The sequence below is a fragment of the Flavobacterium chryseum genome (assembly GCF_004362015.1).
GTDB lineage: Bacteria > Bacteroidota > Bacteroidia > Flavobacteriales > Flavobacteriaceae > Flavobacterium.
In genome coordinates this window covers 95,993-116,774 of record NZ_SNWW01000005.1, presented here as the reverse complement: position 1 = coordinate 116,774, position 20,782 = coordinate 95,993, and the positions used below count along the sequence as shown (strand labels likewise).

The 20,782-nt window shown below is 32.6% G+C and carries 17 protein-coding genes and 1 other RNA gene; 10 read left to right on the top strand and 8 right to left on the bottom strand.

The features are described 5' to 3' along the window. The first annotated feature begins 326 nt into the window (after positions 1–326). The 3 genes from EV143_RS11245 (at position 327) to EV143_RS11235 (ending at position 1,812) form a co-directional block, all read left to right on the top strand. Complete coding sequence (locus EV143_RS11245; protein ID WP_133508039.1) at positions 327–815, top strand: hypothetical protein; 489 nt, start codon at positions 327–329, stop codon at positions 813–815. A 139-nt stretch (positions 816–954) separates the two neighbouring features. Continuing rightward, the gene (locus EV143_RS11240) at positions 955–1,434 is read left to right on the top strand and encodes a BON domain-containing protein (RefSeq protein ID WP_133508038.1); all 480 of its coding nucleotides are present in this window, start codon (positions 955–957) and stop codon (positions 1,432–1,434) included. Between the two features lie 6 nt (positions 1,435–1,440). Further along, positions 1,441–1,812: a LysM peptidoglycan-binding domain-containing protein gene (locus EV143_RS11235; RefSeq protein ID WP_133508037.1), complete on the top strand. Its 372-nt coding sequence runs from the start codon at positions 1,441–1,443 to the stop codon at positions 1,810–1,812. 174 nt (positions 1,813–1,986) lie between these two features. Here the strand turns inward: EV143_RS11235 and EV143_RS11230 are convergent, their stop codons facing one another. Then, positions 1,987–2,280 carry an SH3 domain-containing protein gene (locus EV143_RS11230; protein WP_133508036.1) on the bottom strand — a complete coding sequence of 98 codons (294 nt, stop codon included), beginning with the start codon at positions 2,278–2,280 and terminating at the stop codon, positions 1,987–1,989. A 124-nt stretch (positions 2,281–2,404) separates the two neighbouring features. Between EV143_RS11230 and rnpB the strand changes: the two genes are divergently transcribed. The 3 genes from rnpB to EV143_RS11215 all read left to right on the top strand — a co-directional run bounded on the left by rnpB (position 2,405) and on the right by EV143_RS11215 (position 5,237). Beyond that, positions 2,405–2,722, top strand: an RNA gene (gene rnpB / locus EV143_RS11225) — RNase P RNA component class A. A gap of 27 nt (positions 2,723–2,749) precedes the next feature. Then, entirely contained in the window at positions 2,750–4,003 is a 1,254-nt protein-coding gene (locus EV143_RS11220) for a cation:dicarboxylate symporter family transporter (protein ID WP_133508035.1), read from the top strand. 319 nt (positions 4,004–4,322) lie between these two features. Next, positions 4,323–5,237 carry a ketopantoate reductase family protein gene (locus EV143_RS11215; RefSeq protein WP_133508034.1) on the top strand — a complete coding sequence of 305 codons (915 nt, stop codon included), beginning with the start codon at positions 4,323–4,325 and terminating at the stop codon, positions 5,235–5,237. Positions 5,238–5,240: 3 nt separating this feature from the next. Here the strand turns inward: EV143_RS11215 and EV143_RS11210 are convergent, their stop codons facing one another. The 3 genes from EV143_RS11210 to EV143_RS11200 form a co-directional block, all read right to left on the bottom strand. Further along, complete coding sequence (locus EV143_RS11210) at positions 5,241–5,435, bottom strand: hypothetical protein (protein ID WP_127338798.1); 195 nt, start codon at positions 5,433–5,435, stop codon at positions 5,241–5,243. A 94-nt stretch (positions 5,436–5,529) separates the two neighbouring features. Next, positions 5,530–6,216 (bottom strand): response regulator transcription factor, encoded by a 687-nt coding sequence (locus EV143_RS11205; protein WP_133508033.1) that lies wholly within the window; start codon positions 6,214–6,216, stop codon positions 5,530–5,532. 11 nt (positions 6,217–6,227) lie between these two features. Beyond that, a complete protein-coding gene (locus EV143_RS11200) occupies positions 6,228–7,586 on the bottom strand; it encodes a sensor histidine kinase (protein WP_133508032.1) in 1,359 nt (452 codons plus the stop codon). A gap of 138 nt (positions 7,587–7,724) precedes the next feature. Here EV143_RS11200 and EV143_RS11195 point away from each other — a divergent pair, with 138 nt between their 5' ends. Next, positions 7,725–9,836: an outer membrane beta-barrel family protein gene (locus EV143_RS11195; protein ID WP_133508031.1), complete on the top strand. Its 2,112-nt coding sequence runs from the start codon at positions 7,725–7,727 to the stop codon at positions 9,834–9,836. Between the two features lie 170 nt (positions 9,837–10,006). Here EV143_RS11195 and EV143_RS11190 read toward each other — a convergent pair whose 3' ends face one another. Both EV143_RS11190 and EV143_RS11185 read right to left on the bottom strand, forming a co-directional pair. Then, a complete protein-coding gene (locus EV143_RS11190; protein ID WP_133508030.1) occupies positions 10,007–10,609 on the bottom strand; it encodes an RsmD family RNA methyltransferase in 603 nt (200 codons plus the stop codon). Next, positions 10,606–11,427, bottom strand: a complete 822-nt coding sequence (locus EV143_RS11185) for a DUF3822 family protein (RefSeq protein WP_133508029.1) — start codon at positions 11,425–11,427, stop codon at positions 10,606–10,608. The genes EV143_RS11190 and EV143_RS11185 overlap by 4 nt, the downstream gene beginning before the upstream one ends. Positions 11,428–11,722: 295 nt before the next feature. On the opposite strand from EV143_RS11185, the gene EV143_RS11180 reads away from it, so the two are divergent. From EV143_RS11180 to kdsB, 3 genes are all read left to right on the top strand, one after another. Continuing rightward, positions 11,723–13,147, top strand: a complete 1,425-nt coding sequence (locus tag EV143_RS11180) for an ATP-dependent DNA helicase (RefSeq protein WP_133508028.1) — start codon at positions 11,723–11,725, stop codon at positions 13,145–13,147. Positions 13,148–13,240: 93 nt separating this feature from the next. Next, positions 13,241–14,071: a 4,5-DOPA-extradiol-dioxygenase gene (gene ygiD / locus EV143_RS11175; RefSeq protein WP_133508027.1), complete on the top strand. Its 831-nt coding sequence runs from the start codon at positions 13,241–13,243 to the stop codon at positions 14,069–14,071. Between the two features lie 122 nt (positions 14,072–14,193). Further along, positions 14,194–14,925 (top strand): 3-deoxy-manno-octulosonate cytidylyltransferase, encoded by a 732-nt coding sequence (gene kdsB / locus EV143_RS11170; RefSeq protein WP_133508026.1) that lies wholly within the window; start codon positions 14,194–14,196, stop codon positions 14,923–14,925. 244 nt (positions 14,926–15,169) lie between these two features. On the opposite strand, the gene EV143_RS11165 is transcribed toward kdsB, so the two are convergent. Next, entirely contained in the window at positions 15,170–17,581 is a 2,412-nt protein-coding gene (locus EV143_RS11165) for an alpha-ketoacid dehydrogenase subunit alpha/beta (protein WP_133508025.1), read from the bottom strand. 188 nt (positions 17,582–17,769) lie between these two features. After that, complete coding sequence (locus EV143_RS11160) at positions 17,770–20,517, bottom strand: gluzincin family metallopeptidase (protein WP_133508265.1); 2,748 nt, start codon at positions 20,515–20,517, stop codon at positions 17,770–17,772. Positions 20,518–20,782: the final 265 nt, after the last annotated feature.

Below are 20,782 nucleotides of genomic sequence, written 5' to 3'. Positions count from 1 at the left end.
TTTTTTCTTACAGCATTGTTTGTCTTCCTGAGCGAAGTCGAAGGATCGCAATCATAATCGAAGGTTATAATCGACAATTTAAGTCCTTGCGAGGAACGAAGCAATCTTATAACGCTAGTAAGGGATTGGATTTTTACTAAGGTTCAAATAGATAATCAATGTTGATGAATAGTTTATCATGAAAAAGATTATTTTAGCAATAATTTATTTGACAATTGATATTTATTAAAATGTCATAATAATCAAAAATCACAACCAAAAACCAAAAATATAAATGATTTATTTTAAGAGTATTGAAATAGCAGCGCAATCAAAAATTTAAACTCATGTCAATAAAACACCTTCTTTTTTTCTTGATGGTAATTAGTTTTCCTGAAATTACAGCCCAAAAAATGAATTCAAAAACTCAAAATCATTTCATAAAAATTACAAATCAATTTTCAGTGCAAGATTTTGAGCGTGTTAAAAATTTTATTTTAAAAGAAGGAAATCAAAAGACCTATAGAAATTTTGACAATAACAATCCGTATTATGATTTTAAGAAGTTTGAGGTTTACTTGGCTTCAGACATTGGACAAAAAAATATAAATAATGACCCGCAATTATCTGATTTTAATACAATAACTTTGAAAAACGATAATCAATATTATGAAATCATTGCAGTAAAAAAGGGAGATATAAAAGCAATGAAAAAAGGGATTGAAAGCGGAATGACGGAAAACGAAGTTTATCTAACAGACTATGATCAAAATGCATTGGTTAAAATTCCGGATCAGTTAATCGGCTATTTTCAGGATATGCTAACAGTAAAATAAATTTTTTTTTAAAACAATATCTCAATTCCCAACCCAAATCCTTCTAATGGGAAAAATGTAAAAAATGTAGGATTATTTTGTAATATTTGATTAATTAATTCGTTTTAACTTTATTATAAATTAATTAAAAAATATCGTTATGAAAATTAAATCTATTTTATTGGGAACGGTTTTGGCCTTTTCATTATTCGCTTGTACCCCGAAAGATGCAGATATTCAGAAAGAAATCGCTGCCAAAATTGCTGATACTCCAGGAGTTCAGGTAACTGTTGTTGATGGTGTTGCTACTATTTTGGGTACTTGTAAAGACGATGCTGTTAAACAAAATGTTGAACGTACTGTACAATCAGTTAAAGGAGTTAAATCTGTTGTAAATAACTGCGAAATTCCAGCTCCGGAACCTGAAGTTACAGCAGCTCCAGTTGAAATTAATACAGATAGCGTTTTAAATACTTCGATAAATGAAGTAGTAAAAACTTATGATGGTGTAACTGCTACTGTTGCAAATGGTGTAGTAACGCTTTCAGGAACTATCAAAAGAGATCAATTACCAAATTTGATAAAAAGTGTTCAGGAATTGAAACCTAAAAAAGTGGAAAATAAGTTAACTATTAAATAAGAAATCATGAGTTTACAAGATAAATACAAAGAGTTAACAGATTTGGCTTCTAACTTAGGAATAGCTAATTTACAAGTAAGAGAACAAGATAATGTTTTATACGTTGACGGAACAGCGAAATCAGCAGATGACAAAGAAAAACTTTGGGATGCTTACGGAAAAATTGATCCTGAATTTAGATCAGCTGATGTTGTGATGAATATTGAGGTTTCTCAGGGAACAACAACTCAATATACTGTTAAAAGCGGTGATTCTTTATCTAAAATTGGAAAAGATCACGGCGTTTCATGGCAGGCAATTTACGAAGCCAATAAAGATGTTATTAAAAATCCAGACCTTATTCAACCAGGTTGGAATTTGAAAATACCAACGGCATAATTTTTTAGTTGTGTTGTTTTGAAAAGCCTGTCCTTGTGATGGGCTTTTTTTTGTTTCGGATTTTTGTGTCATTTCGAGGGACGAGAAATCACATCCAGTATTCTAAATTGTGTAATCAACTTTATGTGATTTCTCGTCCCTCGAAATGACACACTTTATGGAATAGCTTTTAATTCACCTCCCCTTAATACTCAAAGCAAATAAAAACTTCTCGGTTTCCTGATCTGAATCAGCAGAGAAACCTGCTACATAAACGCCTTTTTTACCTGTTGTTGATTTAATTCCGTATACAACTGCCTCATCGCCCGGGTCAGATTCCCCTTCGTATCGATACACATGTACAATTTCAAATTTCTCAGGATTTTTTTTAATCATATCAGAGTTGATATTAAAATCGCAAGTAAATCCTTTTTCGTGCAATTCATCTAAAGCCTTTGAAACAGTTGCGTAATGATACATTTTATTCATAATAAAAGAATTTAAAAATTATGGATTTTAAAGGTAACCAATTTAAAATTAAATCATTACGAAAATTTTATAAAAAACAGAAATTTAAAAGCTCGTTTCTTCGTTCATAAATCGCTACTTTTGCCGCGCAGACCGCCTTATCGTCGCTCAATTCGTTGGGGGGAGGAAAGTCCGGACACCACAGAGAAGCATAGCGGGTAACACCCGTCGGTCACGATTTATCGGGATTAGGACAAGTGCAACAGAAAGTATGTACAGGTAATGCTGTAGTGAAACCAGGTAAACTCTATGCGGTGAAATACCAAGTATATCAGCATTTAAGGGCTTCTCGTCCGTTGTTGAAGGGTGGGTAGCTCGAGTCATGCAGTAATGCATGATCTAGATAAATGATAAGGCCCTGATTTATCAGGGACAGAATCCGGCTTATAGGTCTGCATTTTTTATATATTTGTGAAACTAACTTACTTTCATGAATATACCTTCAACCCCAAATCCTGTTAACAAACCAAAGAAAAGTACTTTTAAGGCAGTAATCACCAATCTTACTTTTTGGGTTTTGATTGCGATTATCGCTGGCGTTTTACTCGGACATTTTTCTCCTGAAAATGGTGTGAAAATGGAAATTATCGGGAAAACTTTTGTCGATATTATCAAACTTTTTATTGGTCCGATTATCTTCCTGACGATTGTTTTGGGAATTTCCGGAATGGGAAACCTTAAAAAAGTAGGCCGAATTGGTATAAAAGCTTTAGGCTATTTTGAAGTAGTTTCGACTGTAGCTTTAGCAATAGGAGTGGGAGTTGCCTATTTTTTTCAGCCGGGAAAAATAGACAAATCAGGTTTGACTTTGCAAGATCCGAGTAAATATACCAATAACGCTGCGGAACACTTTTCGTGGTGGCATTTTTTTCTTTCAAACTTTACATTACAGGTATTATTGGCCGCAATTGTTTGTGGTGTTGCATTGAATTTTTATCAGAAAAGAGAACAAACAATTTTAGTTTTAGAACGATTTTCTAAAGTAGTTTTCCTCGGTTTAAAATATGTGATGTATCTCGCTCCGTTAGGTGCTTTTGGCGGAATGGCGTACACCATTGGTAAATTCGGATTAGAAACTTTAATTCCGCTTGGTAAATTAATGTTATGTGTTTATCTCACAATGGCTTTGTTTGTATTTTTAATACTGGGAACTATTTTGCGTTATTACAAAATCAATATTCTTTCGATTTTAAAATACATTAAAGAAGAACTTTTATTAGTTCTCGGAACTTCATCTTCTGAAGCTGCTTTGCCAAGTATTATGGTAAAACTAGAAAGAATGGGCTGCAGTAAATCGGTTGTGGGTTTAGTGATCCCGACCGGATATTCTTTTAATCTTGACGGAACTTCAATTTACTTGTCGATGTCAGTAATATTTCTGGCGCAATTATATGACGTTCATTTGAGTTTCTTTGAAATTCTGAGTGTAATCGGAATTTTGATGATTACTTCAAAAGGAGCTGCAGGCGTAACCGGAAGCGGATTCATCGTTTTAGCATCAACTTTAACAGCGTTGCATAAAATTCCGGTAGAAGGTTTGGCTTTTTTGTTAGGAGTTGATAAATTTATGAGCGAAGCGAGAGCAATAACAAATTTGATTGGAAATACGGTTGCAACGATTATTATTTCGAAAACCGAACATGATTTTACGGAGTTGAATTTGGATGTTGTTGTAGAGGAGTGAATTGTTTTGCGGGTAATCGAACGCGGATGATACGGATTCGCTAAAGCGAAGACGCAGATTTAAACGGATTTTTATCCTGATTTTGTGTCATTACGAGGAACGAGACTCGAGCGATAGCGAACAGACGAAGTAAATCATATAACGCTGATTGCGAATAACGAAAAGTTAAGTTTAACCTCATTTTATGTCATTTCAACGGAGGAGAAATCACATAACGGAATTCAGTTTCGTTGCTCTCTGGATGTGATTTCTCCTCCGTCGAAATGACAAATAATGGTTACTTTATTTATTGAAATTTGGAATTTTTTAATTAGAATTTATGAAGAGAATAGGAATTTTAGGACTAGGTGGAGTAGGTGGTTATTTTGGCGGACTTTTAGCGAAAGCATATTATAAATCAAGTGAAGTTGAAGTAATTTTTATTGCGCGTGGTGAAACTCAAAAAGCAATTGCAGAAAACGGTTTGAAAATCGTAACAGATACTTCTGAAACAATTGTTTTTCCTAAATTAGTTTCAAATAATCCCGAAGAAATTGGTGTATTAGATTATTTAATTTGTGCCACAAAAACGTATGATATTGCAGAAAGTTTACTTTCGTTGAAAAAATGCATTACGCCGGAAACGGTAATTTTACCTTTGTATAATGGAGTTGACGCTCCGGAAAGAATCCAGAAAATTTATCCTAAAAGTACTGTTCTGCAAGGATGTGTTTATATTGTTTCGATGATTTTTTCGCCGGGAACGATTCGCAAGATTGGTTTTTTCGAAAAGTTGTTTTTTGGTTCAAACACAGCTTCAGCTACAAAACTTGAAGAATTGAATGCGATTTTTCAGAAAGCTAAAATAGAAAGTTATCTAGTTGAAAATATCGAAGAAACCGTTTGGGAGAAATTTATTTTTATTTCTGCATTAGCTTCTGCAACATCTTATTTAAATCAAAATATTGGTGAAATTATAAGTAACCCAAAATCGAAAAAGATTTATATCGAATTGTTACATGAAATCGAAGCTGTTGCAAAAGCGAAAGGTTTACAATTACCAGAGGATATTGTAAACCAGACTATTTTGAAATTAGAAAAATCGCCTAAAGAAGCGACTTCGTCTATGCACAGAGATTTATTAGCCGGCAAAAATATTGAAGCTATTTCACTAACGCAATTTGTTGTAAATGAAGGAATAAAGCATAATGTGAAAACTCCACTTTATGAAAAAATCGCAAATACTTTATTGTAGCATCTACGATTCGTCTTTTGTAGCACGAACTAAACTAATTCCGGACATGAAAAATACAATTCCCAATATTCCGTAAATAATTAGCGACTTAATATCTCTCGTTTCTCCAGAAGTTCCGGCAAAAATTACAGCAGTATAAATTAGTCCTATAATCCCCAACAGGGTAAGTAGTCCTCCAAATAATCTCTTTAGATTCATGATTTATGTTTTTAAGGTTGATAACAAATGTATTTACTAAATACTTTTTCAATGTTATACAATTGCTTATAAATCTTATATGATTTGCAGTAGATTATTTTTGTATTTTAAATTCCAAACCAATATTTCGGAGACTCTCAATAGTAATAGCAGCATCAGCTTTAAGATATTTTCTAATCTTACTAATATAAACATCCATACTTCTGCCCGAGAAAAAATCATCATTTCCCCAAATGGCTTTTAAGATTTGTTCTCTTTTAAGCAATTGATTTTGATGCAGATAAAAATAATGAATTAATGCCGCTTCTTTCTCTGTAAGTTGCTGCGTATTATTGTCGATTTTTAAAGAAAGCCGTTTGGTATCAAAAGAATATAATCCTATTTCGATTATCGTATTTTGAGTCAAAATATCTTTTTGCTGACTTCTTTTTAAGATGTTTTGCAAGCGTAAAATCAATTCCTCCGCTTCAAAAGGTTTTACGATATAATCATCAGCGCCTAATTTTAAACCTATGATTTTATCTTCCTTTAATTTTTTGGCAGTCAAAAAGATAAACGGAATTTCGGGGTTTATTTTAATGACTTTTTCTGCCAATGAAAAGCCGTCCAATTTAGGCATCATGACATCAAAAACACAAATATCAAAAGTTTGATTTTTAAAGAATTCCAAACCTATTTCGCCATCTTGGGCCCAAGTAACTTCATATTTATAAAGTTCTAAATATTGCTTTAAAACATTGGCAAAATCGGTATCGTCTTCGGCTAAAAGAATCTTTTTCAATGGAAAATCAATTAAACTTTAAACATAAAAGTAAATTCAGCACCCTTTCCCAATTCACTGATAACAGCAACCGAACCCTGATGTGCTTTTATAATCTGGTCAACATAATAAAGCCCCAGTCCAAGTCCTTTTGTATTGTGAAGATTACCCTGTTCTACGCGATAAAATTTTTCAAAAAGAAGCGATTGTTTGTTTTTAGAAATTCCAATTCCATCATCTTCAATACTTACAGAAAATTGATTTTCAATAGTTTTAGTTTTTACACAAATGTTGCTTGAACCGTATTTTACAGCATTTTCCAATACATTTAAAATGGCCGTTGTTAAATGAAATTTATCCAAAACCAAAATCGTTTTCTCGGATTGAAAATTAGTTTCAATTGTAATTTTTGGATTAGCAATTCTAAAATCTTCAACGATGGAAAGCAGAAAAGCTTCTGTATTGATCTTTTCTTTCTGTAATTCAATTTCATTTTCAGCCAATGAATTTGCCATTACCTGATCGATTAAATGCTGAAGGCGATTGTTCTGACGTGAAATCGTATTGATAATAGCATTGAAATTCTCTTCGTTTTCACGGATGTCTTTCTGCTCTAAAATTTTAGTCGAAATACTTAAAGTCGCCAAAGGCGTTTTGAGTTCGTGCGTAATATTATTGATGAAATCGGTTTTAATATCGCTCACTTTCTTTTGTTTTATTAAAGCTTTTAGCGCGATTACAAAAAGTGTAATGAGCGTTGAAATAGATAATAAAGACAAAACGAGAATAAAGGCCATTCGTTTTAAAATAATCATTTCCCAATCGATAACAGAAACGTACATCGAATCTTCGGTCAATAATTTATACTCCTGATTTTGATAGGTTACATTAGTCGTTCCAACATAATTCCGAACCAGAAAAGCATGATTTAACGAAGCCAGATTGCCGTATAATTTATTTTGGATAAAAGGCTTTTCAGAGAAAATGGTATCTGTTTTTTTGGTGTTTTGATACAGGATAAATTTATTGAGTACAATCGCAAAATCAATTTTAAGATTAGGAAGTTCTCTTTCAAACTTCTGCTGAATTTTTAGCGTTAAAGCATCTCGAAATGCATTTTCAAGAACACCTTTTTTAATGTCAGCTTTAGTATTTTTTCCCTGGATATAATTTTCTGTCAATTGCTTGTAAAGTGCTTCTTTTTTTGAAACTATAACCGAATCAATATCACTATAATTGTTCGAGATCTGACCAATTTCATTTTTGATTTCAGTATGAAACTGCGCCACTTTATAATCGTAAGTTGTTTTTACCAAATAGCATTGCACAGTCGATAAAACGATCAGGGCGATAACGGAAAAAGCGATTAATAAATTGATTCTTTGTTTCATACAGCAAAATAATTCCATTCAAAAATAAAGATTTTATGATACAAATAAGGCATTAACTCCGCATTAACCTCCAATTAACTTTCGCAACACTTTTTTAGAAGCATTTTTGCAGCATCTCAAACTAAAAACTTTTTTAAAATGAATGTTTATTTGCCTGTAAAGCTTTTTCTTATTCTGTTCCTTTTTTGTTTTTCATTAGTCGCAAACGCACAAAATGAAACACCAAAAGACAGCATTTCAAATGAATTGAATGAAGTTGTTGTTAACCAAAATAAGAAAGCATTTTCAAACCAAAACGGAAATATAAAATTAGATGTTGCCAATTCAATTTACAATTCAATTCCGAATACTTTAGATTTACTATCAAAGCTGCCAACGGTTCAAATTAGTTCTGATAAAGAAAGTATTACGCTTATCGGAAAAGGAAATCCGCTTATTTATATTGACAATCAAAAAGTTGGAATTAACGATTTGAATGCTTTGGCTGTCGCCGATATTAAATCGATCGAAATTATTCAGAATCCGTCTTCGAAATATGAAGCTGACGGTCGCGCGGTAATTTTGATTACCAGAAAATTTAGTAAAAAAGACAGTTTTAGAACTGAAATTTCTGAAGTTGCCTCTTTCAAAAAAGACTATAACAATTACCTCGGATTCAATTCAAATTTCAAAAAAAATAAACTGGAATGGAAAGCGAATTTCAACTACAATAAATTGCAGCCTTGGGAAAGTCACAGTATTAAATATCAAATTCCACAGGCGAATATTGCGTCAGATTATGATGTTAGCGCTTCTACAAAAAGAAATCAATTTGTTTTTGGCGGAGGTTTATTTTATAAAATAAATGAAGATGATTATTTTTCGATTAGTATCAACAGCAAACTGCAAAATGATACTTTTGACATTAACACATTCACATATAATAAGAATAAAGATGACATCAATAACGTTCTGACTTTGACTGATAATGATAGTAAAAAGAATTTCGTTAACTCCTTTTTAAATTATCAAAATAAAATAAAATCGATTGATACACAGGTTTTTACGGGCTTTCAATATTTTAATTTCGATCAAAGATTATTTACGGAAGTAAATGATAATTATAATAACACACAATCTGAATTGACACAAATAAGAGATCAGAAATTTCAAATTAATTACTTTTCAGGAAGAATTGATGTGGAGAAAAAGTTTAAAAATGAAATGAAATTTGAAATCGGCGGATTATATTCATCGGCAAATTCAAAATCAGATGTTGACATTTTTTACCATGCAACCAATCAAAATGAAATAAGTTTTTATGATTTTAGAGAAGAGAATTTAGCTGCATATAGTCAATTGTCAGGGAAAATTAAAAAGGTCGATTTCTCACTTGGTTTTAGAGTTGAAAACTCAACTATTTTAGGGAAATTTAAAACAGATGAATTACCATTATTGGATAAAAACTACGCGAATTTCTTTCCGAAAATGCAATTATCATTTGCAATTGACAGCACTAAAAATATCTCTGTAAACTACGCGAAAAGTATTTCGAGACCCAATTATTCATCTTTAAGTCAAGGTTCGACTTATATTAATCCGTATTTTTTATATGCCAGAAATATTAATTTAGGACCAACAATTACGGATGAAATTTCGACTACTTTTCAATATCATGATAAGTCGGTTAAGTTGAGTTTCTACCAGGCGAAAGACCCGGTTTATAATAGTTTTTCTTTTGATGATCAAAATAATATCATGACTTTTAAAGACATTAATTTTGATAAAAGTTCCGGATTTACAGTTGATTTTGCATTGCCTTTCACGTATAAATTCTGGACAACAACGAATTCTTTGATTTTTATTTTAGAAAAAATCGAAGATGAATCTGCTGTATTTATGGCTTCAAAACCGTACTTATATTATATTTCAAATAATGAATTTAAACTTCCGAAAGAATATTCTTTTATGTTCAATTTTTGGGGATTGACAAAGCAAAATACCGGCGTATTCGAAACAAATCCCATGTTTAGAGTTGATATGGCGGTTTCAAAAACATTTTCAAAAAAATGGAATTGTACATTAAGCTTTAATAATGTTTTTAAAAATAATATTCAAACAGAAAAATTCACGATCAATACTATTAATTCTAATGCAAGATATGTGGTCGATAATCATGAAATCTCGTTCTCAATTCGCTATTCTTTCGGGAATATAAAAACCGAATTTAAAGAAAAAAACAACGACGAAAATCAACATAGAGTTAATTAGGATTAATTTACCGCAAAGAACACAAGGTTTTTCGCAGAGTTCCACTAAGGTTTAAGTTGTCTTTACACAATTTAAGTCCACAAAGCTTTGCGTCCCGAGGCTTCGGGATGTCTTTTACATAAAAACTTAGCGTTCTTTGCGGTAAAAAAATGCTTAGTAATAAAACGAAATTATCCTTCGTCTTCTTCTGTAGCTTTAGCTGATAAATTATCAAGTTCCTCGTCGTCATCAGTAGAATTCAATTCGAAGAAACTAAAAAAGGAACCACCGTAATTTTTCTGAAAAGAGAAATTACTCAAATGCTCCATTTTTGTATATTTAGAATGTTCGATAATCATCATTCCGTCTTCATTCAATAATTCTCTTTCAAAAATCAATAAAACAATTTTTTCAAAAGTAGCCTGATCCAATCCGTACGGCGGATCGGCAAAAATAATATCGTAAGACGTTTTGCAGTTTTCCAGAAATTTAAAAACATCACTTTTGGTCGCTGCAATATCAAAATCATATTCTGATGAAACCTGTTTGATAAATTTTACGCATCCAAAATCGCCATCGACAGAGGTGATAGGAGCACTTCCGCGTGAAGCGAACTCAAAACTAATATTGCCGGTTCCCGAAAATAAGTCTAAAACCTTTAAGCTTTCAAAACTAAAATGATTATTCAAAACATTAAATAATGCTTCTTTACTCATGTCAGTCGTAGGTCTTACAGGAAGGTTTTTTGGTGGAAAAATGCGGCGCCCTTTGTATTTTCCTGAAATGATTCTCATGATTGAAATAAGATATAATGTTTTTGATTTTGAGCAGTTGAAAAGCTGTTTTTTTGTTGTAAGGTGCTTACATCCAAAAAAGAAACGTTACGAATGTATTTATATGCAATGGCATAAAAAGCATCGTTTTGTGTTATAGTGCCTAATAATTCGAGTGGAAAACTTTCTGGATTTAAACTCAATTGTTCGGCTGTAAAAAGCAAATAATAAATAAAGTCTTCCGGTGTTTGATATTCAAAAGAATTAAACAACAGCAATTTTTGATTCTGAACAACGATAATTTCAAAATGGCCAACGTTGAAATTGACAATCATTTTTTTATCATCATTATTCTTTGAACCTTCCAGAATTTTCTCGATCAAAATACTGTTATAATGCTTGTAATCAAACGAGCCAACTTGATCGATCAGGAAATTATTGATGTTTACATACGGAATGTAAACGGAATTCATCTGGTAATTTGAAATCTGATCGTATGTAAAAAAATCAGTTTCAAAAACTTTAGTGTTATATTGTAAATAACTTCCAAGATAATGCTCGTCAAAAAGTGCTGTAGGCACAAAAGTCGAAAGATTGTTATTATGAATAACCATAATATCATCGTAAGTATCTTTTAATTCAGGGTATTTTTTGAAATTATCATGATACAAATCTTCAATTTTTATGTTTTTTACTGAAGGATCGAACAAGACTTCATTAAAGGAAGTAATCGTATTATTTAAGGTATCAAAACAACAAAATGAGAATCCGCTCAGCGAAACCTGAATAGAAAGTTTTTTGTATTTTTTTGATGTTATATTGGTGTTTTGCAATGACATAATTTGATTTTCAATTCGTTACCTGCTTTAGTGTCAGGAAAGAATTTAATTCGAACACAAACTTACAAATAATAATTTCAATATCAATTATCAATGTCAAAAGTCAATGTCAATATCAAAAATCAATTTCAATTTCAAAAATTCAATAGCAATGAAAATATAAATTGCAATATCAAAAATCAATGCCGATAGTTTGTAAAGTGCAGCAATTAAAATTGATATTGATTTTTGAAATTGATTTTTGCCATTGACAATGCCATTAAAAAAGCCGAACTTTGTATTTCAATTTTTCCCTATGAATTCATCCCTGTTTTACGGCGTTTTACAAAAAAGATTTCCATTTGCACCAACTTACAAACAAGATATCTTTTTTCAAAAAATCGCTATTTTTTTAACTGATACCCATAACGATACAATTTTTGTATTGAAAGGATATGCAGGTACGGGAAAAACAACGGTAATTTCGACAATTGTAAATAATCTGGGCAATATCAATAAGAAATTTGTTTTGCTGGCACCAACGGGCCGCGCGGCAAAAGTAATTGCTAATTATTCGAATACGCCTGCTTTTACCATTCATAAAAAAATATATTTTCCGAAGAAATCAGCTAGTGGAGGCGTAGCATTTACTAAACAAATCAACAAACATAAAAACACCATTTTTATTGTCGATGAGGCGTCTATGATTTCAGACAGCAATTCTGATTCGAAACTGTACGATAACGGATCGCTTTTAGACGATTTGATTTCGTATGTTTATTCCGGAACCAATTGCAAAATGATTTTATTGGGAGATACAGCGCAGCTTCCTCCCGTAAATTTAGATATTAGTCCAGCGCTTGATGTGCAAACCTTAGGCGTTCATTATGACAAAGAAATCGAGCATATCGAACTTGATGAAGTAATGCGTCAGGAAGAAAATTCAGGGATTTTGTTTAACGCGACTGAATTGCGCGAATTGCTGAAAGACACTTTTATAACGGAGTTTAAATTCAAAGTAAAAAAATTCAAAGACATCGTTCGTTTAACCGATGGTTATGATATTCAGGATGCCATAAATACGGCGTACAGCAATTATAGTATTGAAGATACAGCATTTATTGTTCGTTCGAATAAAAGGGCAAATCAGTATAACGAACAAATAAGAACCAGGATTTTATTTAAAGAAAGTGAACTTTCGGTTGGTGATTTTTTGATGGTCGTAAAGAATAATTATTTCTGGCTAAAAGAAACAGACGAAGCGGGATTTATTGCCAATGGAGATATTATTGAAGTTTTGGAACTCTTCGGAATCAAAGAATTATACGGATTTAATTTTGCCAAAGTAAAGATTAGAATGGTAGATTACCCGGACCAAAAACCTTTTGAAACGGTTTTGATTTTAGATACCATAAAAAGTGAATCTCCATCATTAACCTACGAAGAATCAAATCGTTTGTACGAAGAAGTGATGAAAGATTACGAAGGTGAATCGACGAAATACCAGAAATTCCAGAAAGTAAAAGCCAACGAATATTTTAACGGTTTACAAGTGAAATTTTCATACGCCATTACGTGTCATAAATCGCAAGGAGGGCAGTGGGATACGGTTTTTGTCGAGCAGCCGTATTTGCCAAACGGAATTGATCGCGATTACATTAGATGGCTTTACACGGCGATGACGCGTGCCAAAAATAAATTATATTTGATAGGATTTAAAGATGAGAGTTTTGAGGAATAATTTTTTGCCACGAATTTTCACTAATTACTAAATCTATACAAGAGAATTTGTGCTAATTCGTGTAATTCGTGGCGAAAAAGAAAACAATTTACAATGACAACACTAAACGACTTACATTCGATTTCGTCAACGTTTTCGAATACAGATAAAATGCCGGTTTTGTTTTTAGGACATGGTAGTCCAATGAATGCCATTGAAGAAAATCAGTTTGTTGCGGGTTTTCGGGATTTGGCTAAAACACTGCCGCAACCCAATGCTATTTTGTGTATTTCGGCGCACTGGTTTACCAACGGAACCAAAGTTACTTCGATGCAAATGCCGAGAACTATTCATGATTTTGGAGGTTTTCCGCAAGCACTTTTTGATGTTCAGTATCCTGCAAAAGGAAGCCCTGAATTAGCAATTGAAACTAAAAATATATTAGAACCTGTTCATGTCGACTTAGATGAACATTGGGGTTTAGATCATGGTGCGTGGAGCGTCATCAAACATTTATATCCCGAAGCAAATGTTCCGGTAATTCAGTTGAGTATTGATTATACAAAATCAGGTCAATATCATTTTGAGTTGGCTCAGAAGTTACAATCCTTGCGTCACAAAGGTGTTTTGATTATTGGAAGCGGAAATATCGTGCACAATTTACGTTTAGTAGATTTTAGAAATTTTGATAAAGATAATTATGGTTTCGATTGGGCGATTGAAGCTCGTGAAACTGTTAATAATTATTTATTAGACGAAAATTTTCAGCCGTTAATTGATTTCGAAAGAATGAATAAAGCGGTTCAATTGGCGATTCCGACGCCTGATCATTATTTGCCTTTATTGTATACTTTAGGTTTAAAAAAAGATTCAGAAGAATTAAGTTTGTTTAATGATAAATTATTGGCTGGTTCATTAAGTATGACATCGGTAAAAATCATGTAAAAACTTCGTGAATCTCCGCGTAAATCTTTGTGCAACTTTGCGTTATAATTTTACCGCAGAGATTCGCAAAGGAATTACACAAAGAGTCACAGAGAAAAAAATAATAAATTAAAGATAGTAGAATGAAAATAATAGCTGTAATTCCAGCGCGATACGCATCAACACGTTTTCCTGCAAAACTAATGCAGGATTTGGGAGGAAAGACTGTAATATTAAGAACGTACGAAGCTTCTGTAGCTACAAAATTATTTGATGATGTTTTTGTAGTAACCGATTCTAGTTTGATATATGATGAAATTGTTTCAAATGGAGGAAAAGCCATTATGAGCATCAAAGAACACGAATCAGGAAGCGACCGAATTGCTGAAGCCGTTGCCAATTTAGATGTTGATATTGTTGTAAATGTACAAGGCGATGAACCTTTTACCGAAGCCGGACCTTTAGAACAGGTTTTATCTGTTTTTAGAAATGATGAAGATAAAAAGATTGATTTGGCTTCATTAATGCGGGAAATCACAGATGAAGACGAAATCAATAATCCGAATAACGTAAAAGTGGTTGTAGATCAATCGCAATTTGCATTGTATTTTTCAAGATCTGTAATTCCGTATCCAAGAGATAAGGACGTTGGTGTTCGTTATTTTCAACACATCGGGATCTATGCTTTTAGAAAACAGGCTTTATTAGATTTTTACAGCTTGCCAATGAAATCTTTAGAAGCTTCTGAAAAGCTAGAGCAACTTCGTTATTTAGAATTCGGAAAACGTATTAAAATGGTGGAGACCACACATGTTGGAATTGGAATTGATACGGCAGAAGATTTAGAAAAGGCCAGGGCTATTTTAAAGTCTTAGTTTGAGAATAGAACGCGGATGATGCGGATTCGCTAACGCGAAAACGCGGATTTACACGGATTATTTTATGCGCATTTTTTGTCAGGCTGAGCGAAGTCGAAGCCCACGTTCCAATTGGTGCGCCTTCGACTTCGCTCAGGATGACAAACGAGATGTTAATACTGATTTGATGTTATTGACAAAATAAAAAAGCTTGTAAACGATTGTTTACAAGCTTTTTTTATATCTAAAACATTCTAAATCCTTAATACAAATCAGGAAATTTAGAAGGATTAACTTCATTCATCATACTGTAAACCTTTTCAAAAATATCTTCTGCCGAAGGTTTAGAGAAATAATCGCCATCAGTTCCGTACGCAGGTCTGTGTGCTTTTGCAGCCAGAGTTTGCGGTTTACTGTCTAAATATTGGTAAGCATCTTGTTCTTCCAAAATTTGTTGCAGGATAAAAGCCGAAGCTCCACCAGGAACATCTTCGTCGATTACTAAAAGACGGTTTGTTTTGGCAATACTTTTTACAATATCTTTATTAATATCAAACGGAAGCAGTGATTGAATATCAATTACTTCACAATCAATTCCTAATTCTTGCAACTCAATTGCTGCTTGTTCTACCAGTCTTAATGTCGATCCGTAAGAAACTAACGTTATATCCGTACCTTCTTTTAGCGTTTCTACAACACCAATTGGCGTTTTGAATTCACCAAAATTCAAAGGAGTTTTTTCTTTTAAACGGTAACCATTCAAACATTCAATTACCAAAGCCGGTTCATCAGTCTCTAACAGCGCATTGTAAAAACCTGCAGCCTGAGTCATATTTCTCGGAACCAAAACGTGGATTCCGCGAATAGCATTGATAATCATTCCCATAGGAGAACCAGAATGCCAGATACCTTCTAAACGGTGTCCGCGAGTTCTGATAATTAATGGTGCTTTTTGTTTTCCAACAGTTCTGTATTGTAACGTTGCCAAATCATCACTCATGATTTGAATTGCGTATAATAAATAATCTAAATACTGAATTTCAGCAATTGGGCGTAAACCTCTTAAAGCCATCCCGATTCCCTGACCAATAATTGTAGCTTCACGAATACCAACATCGGCAACACGAAGTTCTCCGTATTTTTCCTGCATTCCTTCCAGACCTTGGTTTACATCACCAATGTTTCCAACATCCTCACCAAAAATTAAAGTTTCAGGATATTTGGTAAACAAAGCGTCGAAGTTATCACGAAGAATCATACGTCCGTCTAAATCCGGTTTGGCATTTTCAGCATATTTAGGAAGTACTTTTTCAACTGAAAATACATTTTGATCTGAATCAGAATGTAAATTACTGCTAAATCTTGGTTGCGTAATTTCTATATAATTGGTAATCCAGTTTGAAAGTAAAACCTTGCTGTTTGGAACTTCAATAAAACGAAGAATCTTTCTTGCAATTACCAGCATTTCTTTTTTAAGCGGCGATTTAATGGCGCTTAATTCAAAAATATATTTTCTAATTCTTTCTTTATGGTTGATGCTTGCTTCAGCAATTTGTTCCAATAAAACCAAAAGATTTTTTTGATCTTCAATTATCGGATTGATGAAAGAATTCCAGGCCTCTTTTTTAGCTTCAAGAACTTCTTTTTTCAATTCAAAATCAATTTCAGCCAATTCTTCCGGCGATGCAATATTAATAGCAATCATCCATAAACGCATTTGGCGAATACAGTCAAAATCTCTTTCCCAAGCCAGTCTGTCTCCATTTTTGTAACGTTCGTGAGAACCAGAAGTAGAGTGTCCTTGCGGCTGCGTTAATTCGTTTACGTGAATTAAAACAGGAATATGTTGTTCGCGGGCAATGGCAGAAGCTCTTTCATAAGTAGAAACCAGTTCTGCATAATCCCAGCCTTTAACTCTGAAAATTTCATACCCGTTAGAATCTTCATCACGTTGGTATCCCTTTAGAATTTCAGAAATATTTTCTTTAGTAGTTTGATGTTTAGCATGAACCGAAATTCCGTATTCATCATCCCAAACACTCATCACCATCGGAACTTGTAAAACTCCGGCAGCATTTATAGTTTCAAAAAACAAACCTTCAGATGTACTGGCATTTCCAATAGTTCCCCAGGCCACTTCATTTCCGTTTACAGAGAATTTGTCTTTAATGGTAATTCCATCAACATTTCTGTAAATTTTAGAAGCCTGAGCCAATCCCAATAATCTTGGCATTTGTCCGGCTGTTGGCGATATATCTGCGCTTGAATTTTTTTGTTTTGTTAAGTCTTTCCATGAACCGTCTTCGTTCAGACTGTGCGTTACAAAGTGCCCGCCCATTTGTCTTCCTGCAGACATCGGATCATAATCTAAATCAGTATGACCGTATAAACCTGCGAAAAATTGCTTTGGTGTCAATTCACCAATCGCCATCATAAAAGTCTGATCGCGGTAGTAACCAGAACGGAAATCTCCATTCTTAAAAGCTTTTGCCATAGCAAGCTGCGGCACTTCTTTTCCATCACCAAATATTCCAAATTTGGCTTTTCCTGTCAATACCTCTTTACGTCCTAACAGGCTACATTCTCGGCTCGTTACAGCAATTCTGTAATCGCTTAATACTTCGGTTTTGAAATCTTCGAATGTTAATGTAGTATTGTTTTTTTCTGTAATCATAATCTGGAATGGGTCATGTTATGCGGCAAAATTACTTAAAAAGTATCAATAATCATAATTCATTAAAATAAATATAATTTAATTATCTATAAGTAAATTGCTAAAACTACGTATATTTTTTATTGAATATTTAAGGTTTTTCTGTTTTAATTAAAAATAATTTACGTTTTTATTTAAAATTTATTCAATTAGAACCATTTTCGGGTAAAAAGTGTAACTAATGATTTAGGTGAAAAAGTTATCACAAATCTTATTTTTTCGTTATATTTATTTTGAGAGATCTCCCATCCATTATTAGAATAAATAGGAAAATAGAGTTCAAAGTAGTCCGGAACAAAATTTAATCGAATACCGCTGTCATACGCAAAATATTCTTTTTCATGCTTATTTTTCATCACACCAACATCTCCATAAGCTTCAATCCAGTCCCAAATTGCATAACTCGCGTTTAGCGTTGTCATCCATTTATTGGCATAGGATGGTTCTAATTTTGATTTAAAACCACCTTCGGCCATTATAAATTGCTGACTGAAAATCCCCGTGCTTTCTGATCTTCCCAGAAAATTATAATCAAAAAGATAATCAGTCGGTCGGTCTAAACCAAAACTAAAATAGTCAGAATTTGTGTTGTTGTATAAAAAACTTCCGGCATAAAGTCTTAAATTCAATCTATGATTGTTTTCAAATAAATGCCTGTATTCTATTTCTCCGGATAGTTTTCCAAAATTTCCTCCAAACTGAACATCACCCATAAAATTTATGTGGTTAATCAGTTCCGTTTTGGTATTCATATATCGGGCATTAAAAACAGAATAATTCGGTTTTGAGTTATCCGTAATAAACTGACTGGCTTCACGATTTACAATTATCTGGCGAAATAATATCAGCTGTTTTCGATTATCCCTAAAATTTTCTTCACGAATTCGAAACTGAACCATCGGATTCAATCTTAAATAAGTGGCATCCGGAGCATAATGGTAATAATTCTCGCTTATAGAATATTTTACATTATATAAGGTGCTATTTCTATAATACTGACTATACGAAAAAGCAGATGATCCCGAGATTGTTCCCGCTTTTAAAGAATAAGCCGGATTTATATCAAAAGTAAACGGTTTGTCTAATATCGTTTTATTGTGAAAACGAAATCCGGGCGTGAATCCATCGTAATAATTATAGGTAAGCGTTGGAATATATAAAATCTGATTGTAATACGGATCTTCCAGATCTTTAGCAAAATTAAATTTTATCGGACGCTCTGTAATCACCAGATTTTTCAGTGATTTCCAGTTATTTCTCTGATTGTATTCCGGAACTTCATTATTATAATTCAGAACAATTTTGTCCGCATTTTTTCTGTCAAAATGATAAACAGAATCTGCTGTTTTAGGTTCAATCCATTCCTTAAAAACAATTTCATTTTTTTTAAGGCCATAAACCGGAACCGGAGCATATATTCCTGTTTTATTTTTTATCGAAAATTGCACACTATCTTTTGTTCTCGAAACATTCGAAAATTTATAATCGATTATATCTCGAGAATCAATTATAGTTTCAAAAAACCAATCGATATTTTTGGTCGTATTTTTATTCAGTATTTTTTCAAAATCATAACGATTTACCTGTTCTGTTTTATTTAAATTGTAAAATTCCTGAATACTTTGAGGCACAATATTCTGATCTAAATAATCATCCAGATAACTTAAACTTAAGCCCGCTCTGTATTTGCTGGCAATTTGTTCATTGAATTTTATGAGCGTATTTTTTGGGTCTCCAAGCGGCTGATCCAGATTTTTTCGAGCCATTAACATATAATAATAGCTGTATTGCTCGTTAAAAGTTAGATTGGTAATGTTGTAACTTTTAAACAGTTTCATTTGAGAAAGCCTGCCAAGCATTTTTTTGTCCAGATGATTTTCTTCCATGTATTTCATCATCGTGAAAATCTGAATTCCGTCATAAATCCAATTGTCTTTTCTCGGATCTAAACGAAGGCTGGTTTTTAGATAATTATTCAAATACGTTTTTAAAAATGTAATTTCAAAGATAAATTCATCCGGAAACGGACTAAAAAATGACGGTAATTGATTCAATCCATAAAAAGGATTTCGATCATAATCTGCCTGAGAAATTGTTATTTTTTGATGTGGATATTTTCCAATGAAATTATTTGCAAAAGAAGTAACCCGATTTATGATTATCGCTCTTTGAATTTCGGTCAGTTTTTTAGCTTTTAAATCTGATAAAACTTCTAATGATCCGTTGTTATAACTCCTAAAACTATTCTGTTTTTCAATAATCAAATTAAAATCATTTCTATTGATTCCTGAAAAAGAATATGTACTAAAACTAGGGTTCGTATCTGTTGAAACCGAATTTAAATCAGTCGTTATCGAATAATTAGCAGGAACTTTAATTTCAACTTCATAATCAGTACTGGCATTTGCGATATCTTCCAGATTGAAATTATTGTAAGTTGTAAACTTATGATTGTCATAACGCGCCGGACTCAAAAAACAGTTTTTTAAATTCATTCCGCCATTCTGCGTGTAACCATAATGAGTAAATTTATCGCTCTGAATTTTAGCAATGTAAGTAAGGTGAATATCGAATTTTTCACCAGGAGCTAACTTCTGATTTAATCGTATTACAATAAAATCTGGATTTCTATCTGTTCTTTCCCATTCTAAAGCTAAATTTTCAGAATTCGTCAAATTCAAAATGGTTGTATTTCCTCTTTCTTCGGTTTTAGCCAAATGAAAACCTCTGTAAAATTCATCCGAAAAACGTTCTGCCAAAGGCGTATTTTTAGCAGAAAAAGCATTGTTCCAATCATTCAAAACAATTGTAGCCAATGAATCAGTAGAAGTATTATAAAACGTAATATCCTGTTTTACATTCAAAGTTTTAAGTTCGAGATTTACCGCAACTTCCATCTTAGATTGATGCTGCGCGTATTGTTTTATCGAACTCAATAAAACTAAAATGAAGAATATAATTTTATAAAATGATTTCAAGGATGGCTTAAAAATTAATGGCTATATCTTAAGTTACGAGTATAAAGTTGTTTTGGTTTTTTGTAAAAATACTACAAAAAAAGCTGTTTAAAAAAACAGCTTTCATTTTTTGTAATACTTAATGTAATTTTACCATATAAGTGATATAAGTTCATATTATTTAAGCGTTACTTAACGTCAGCTT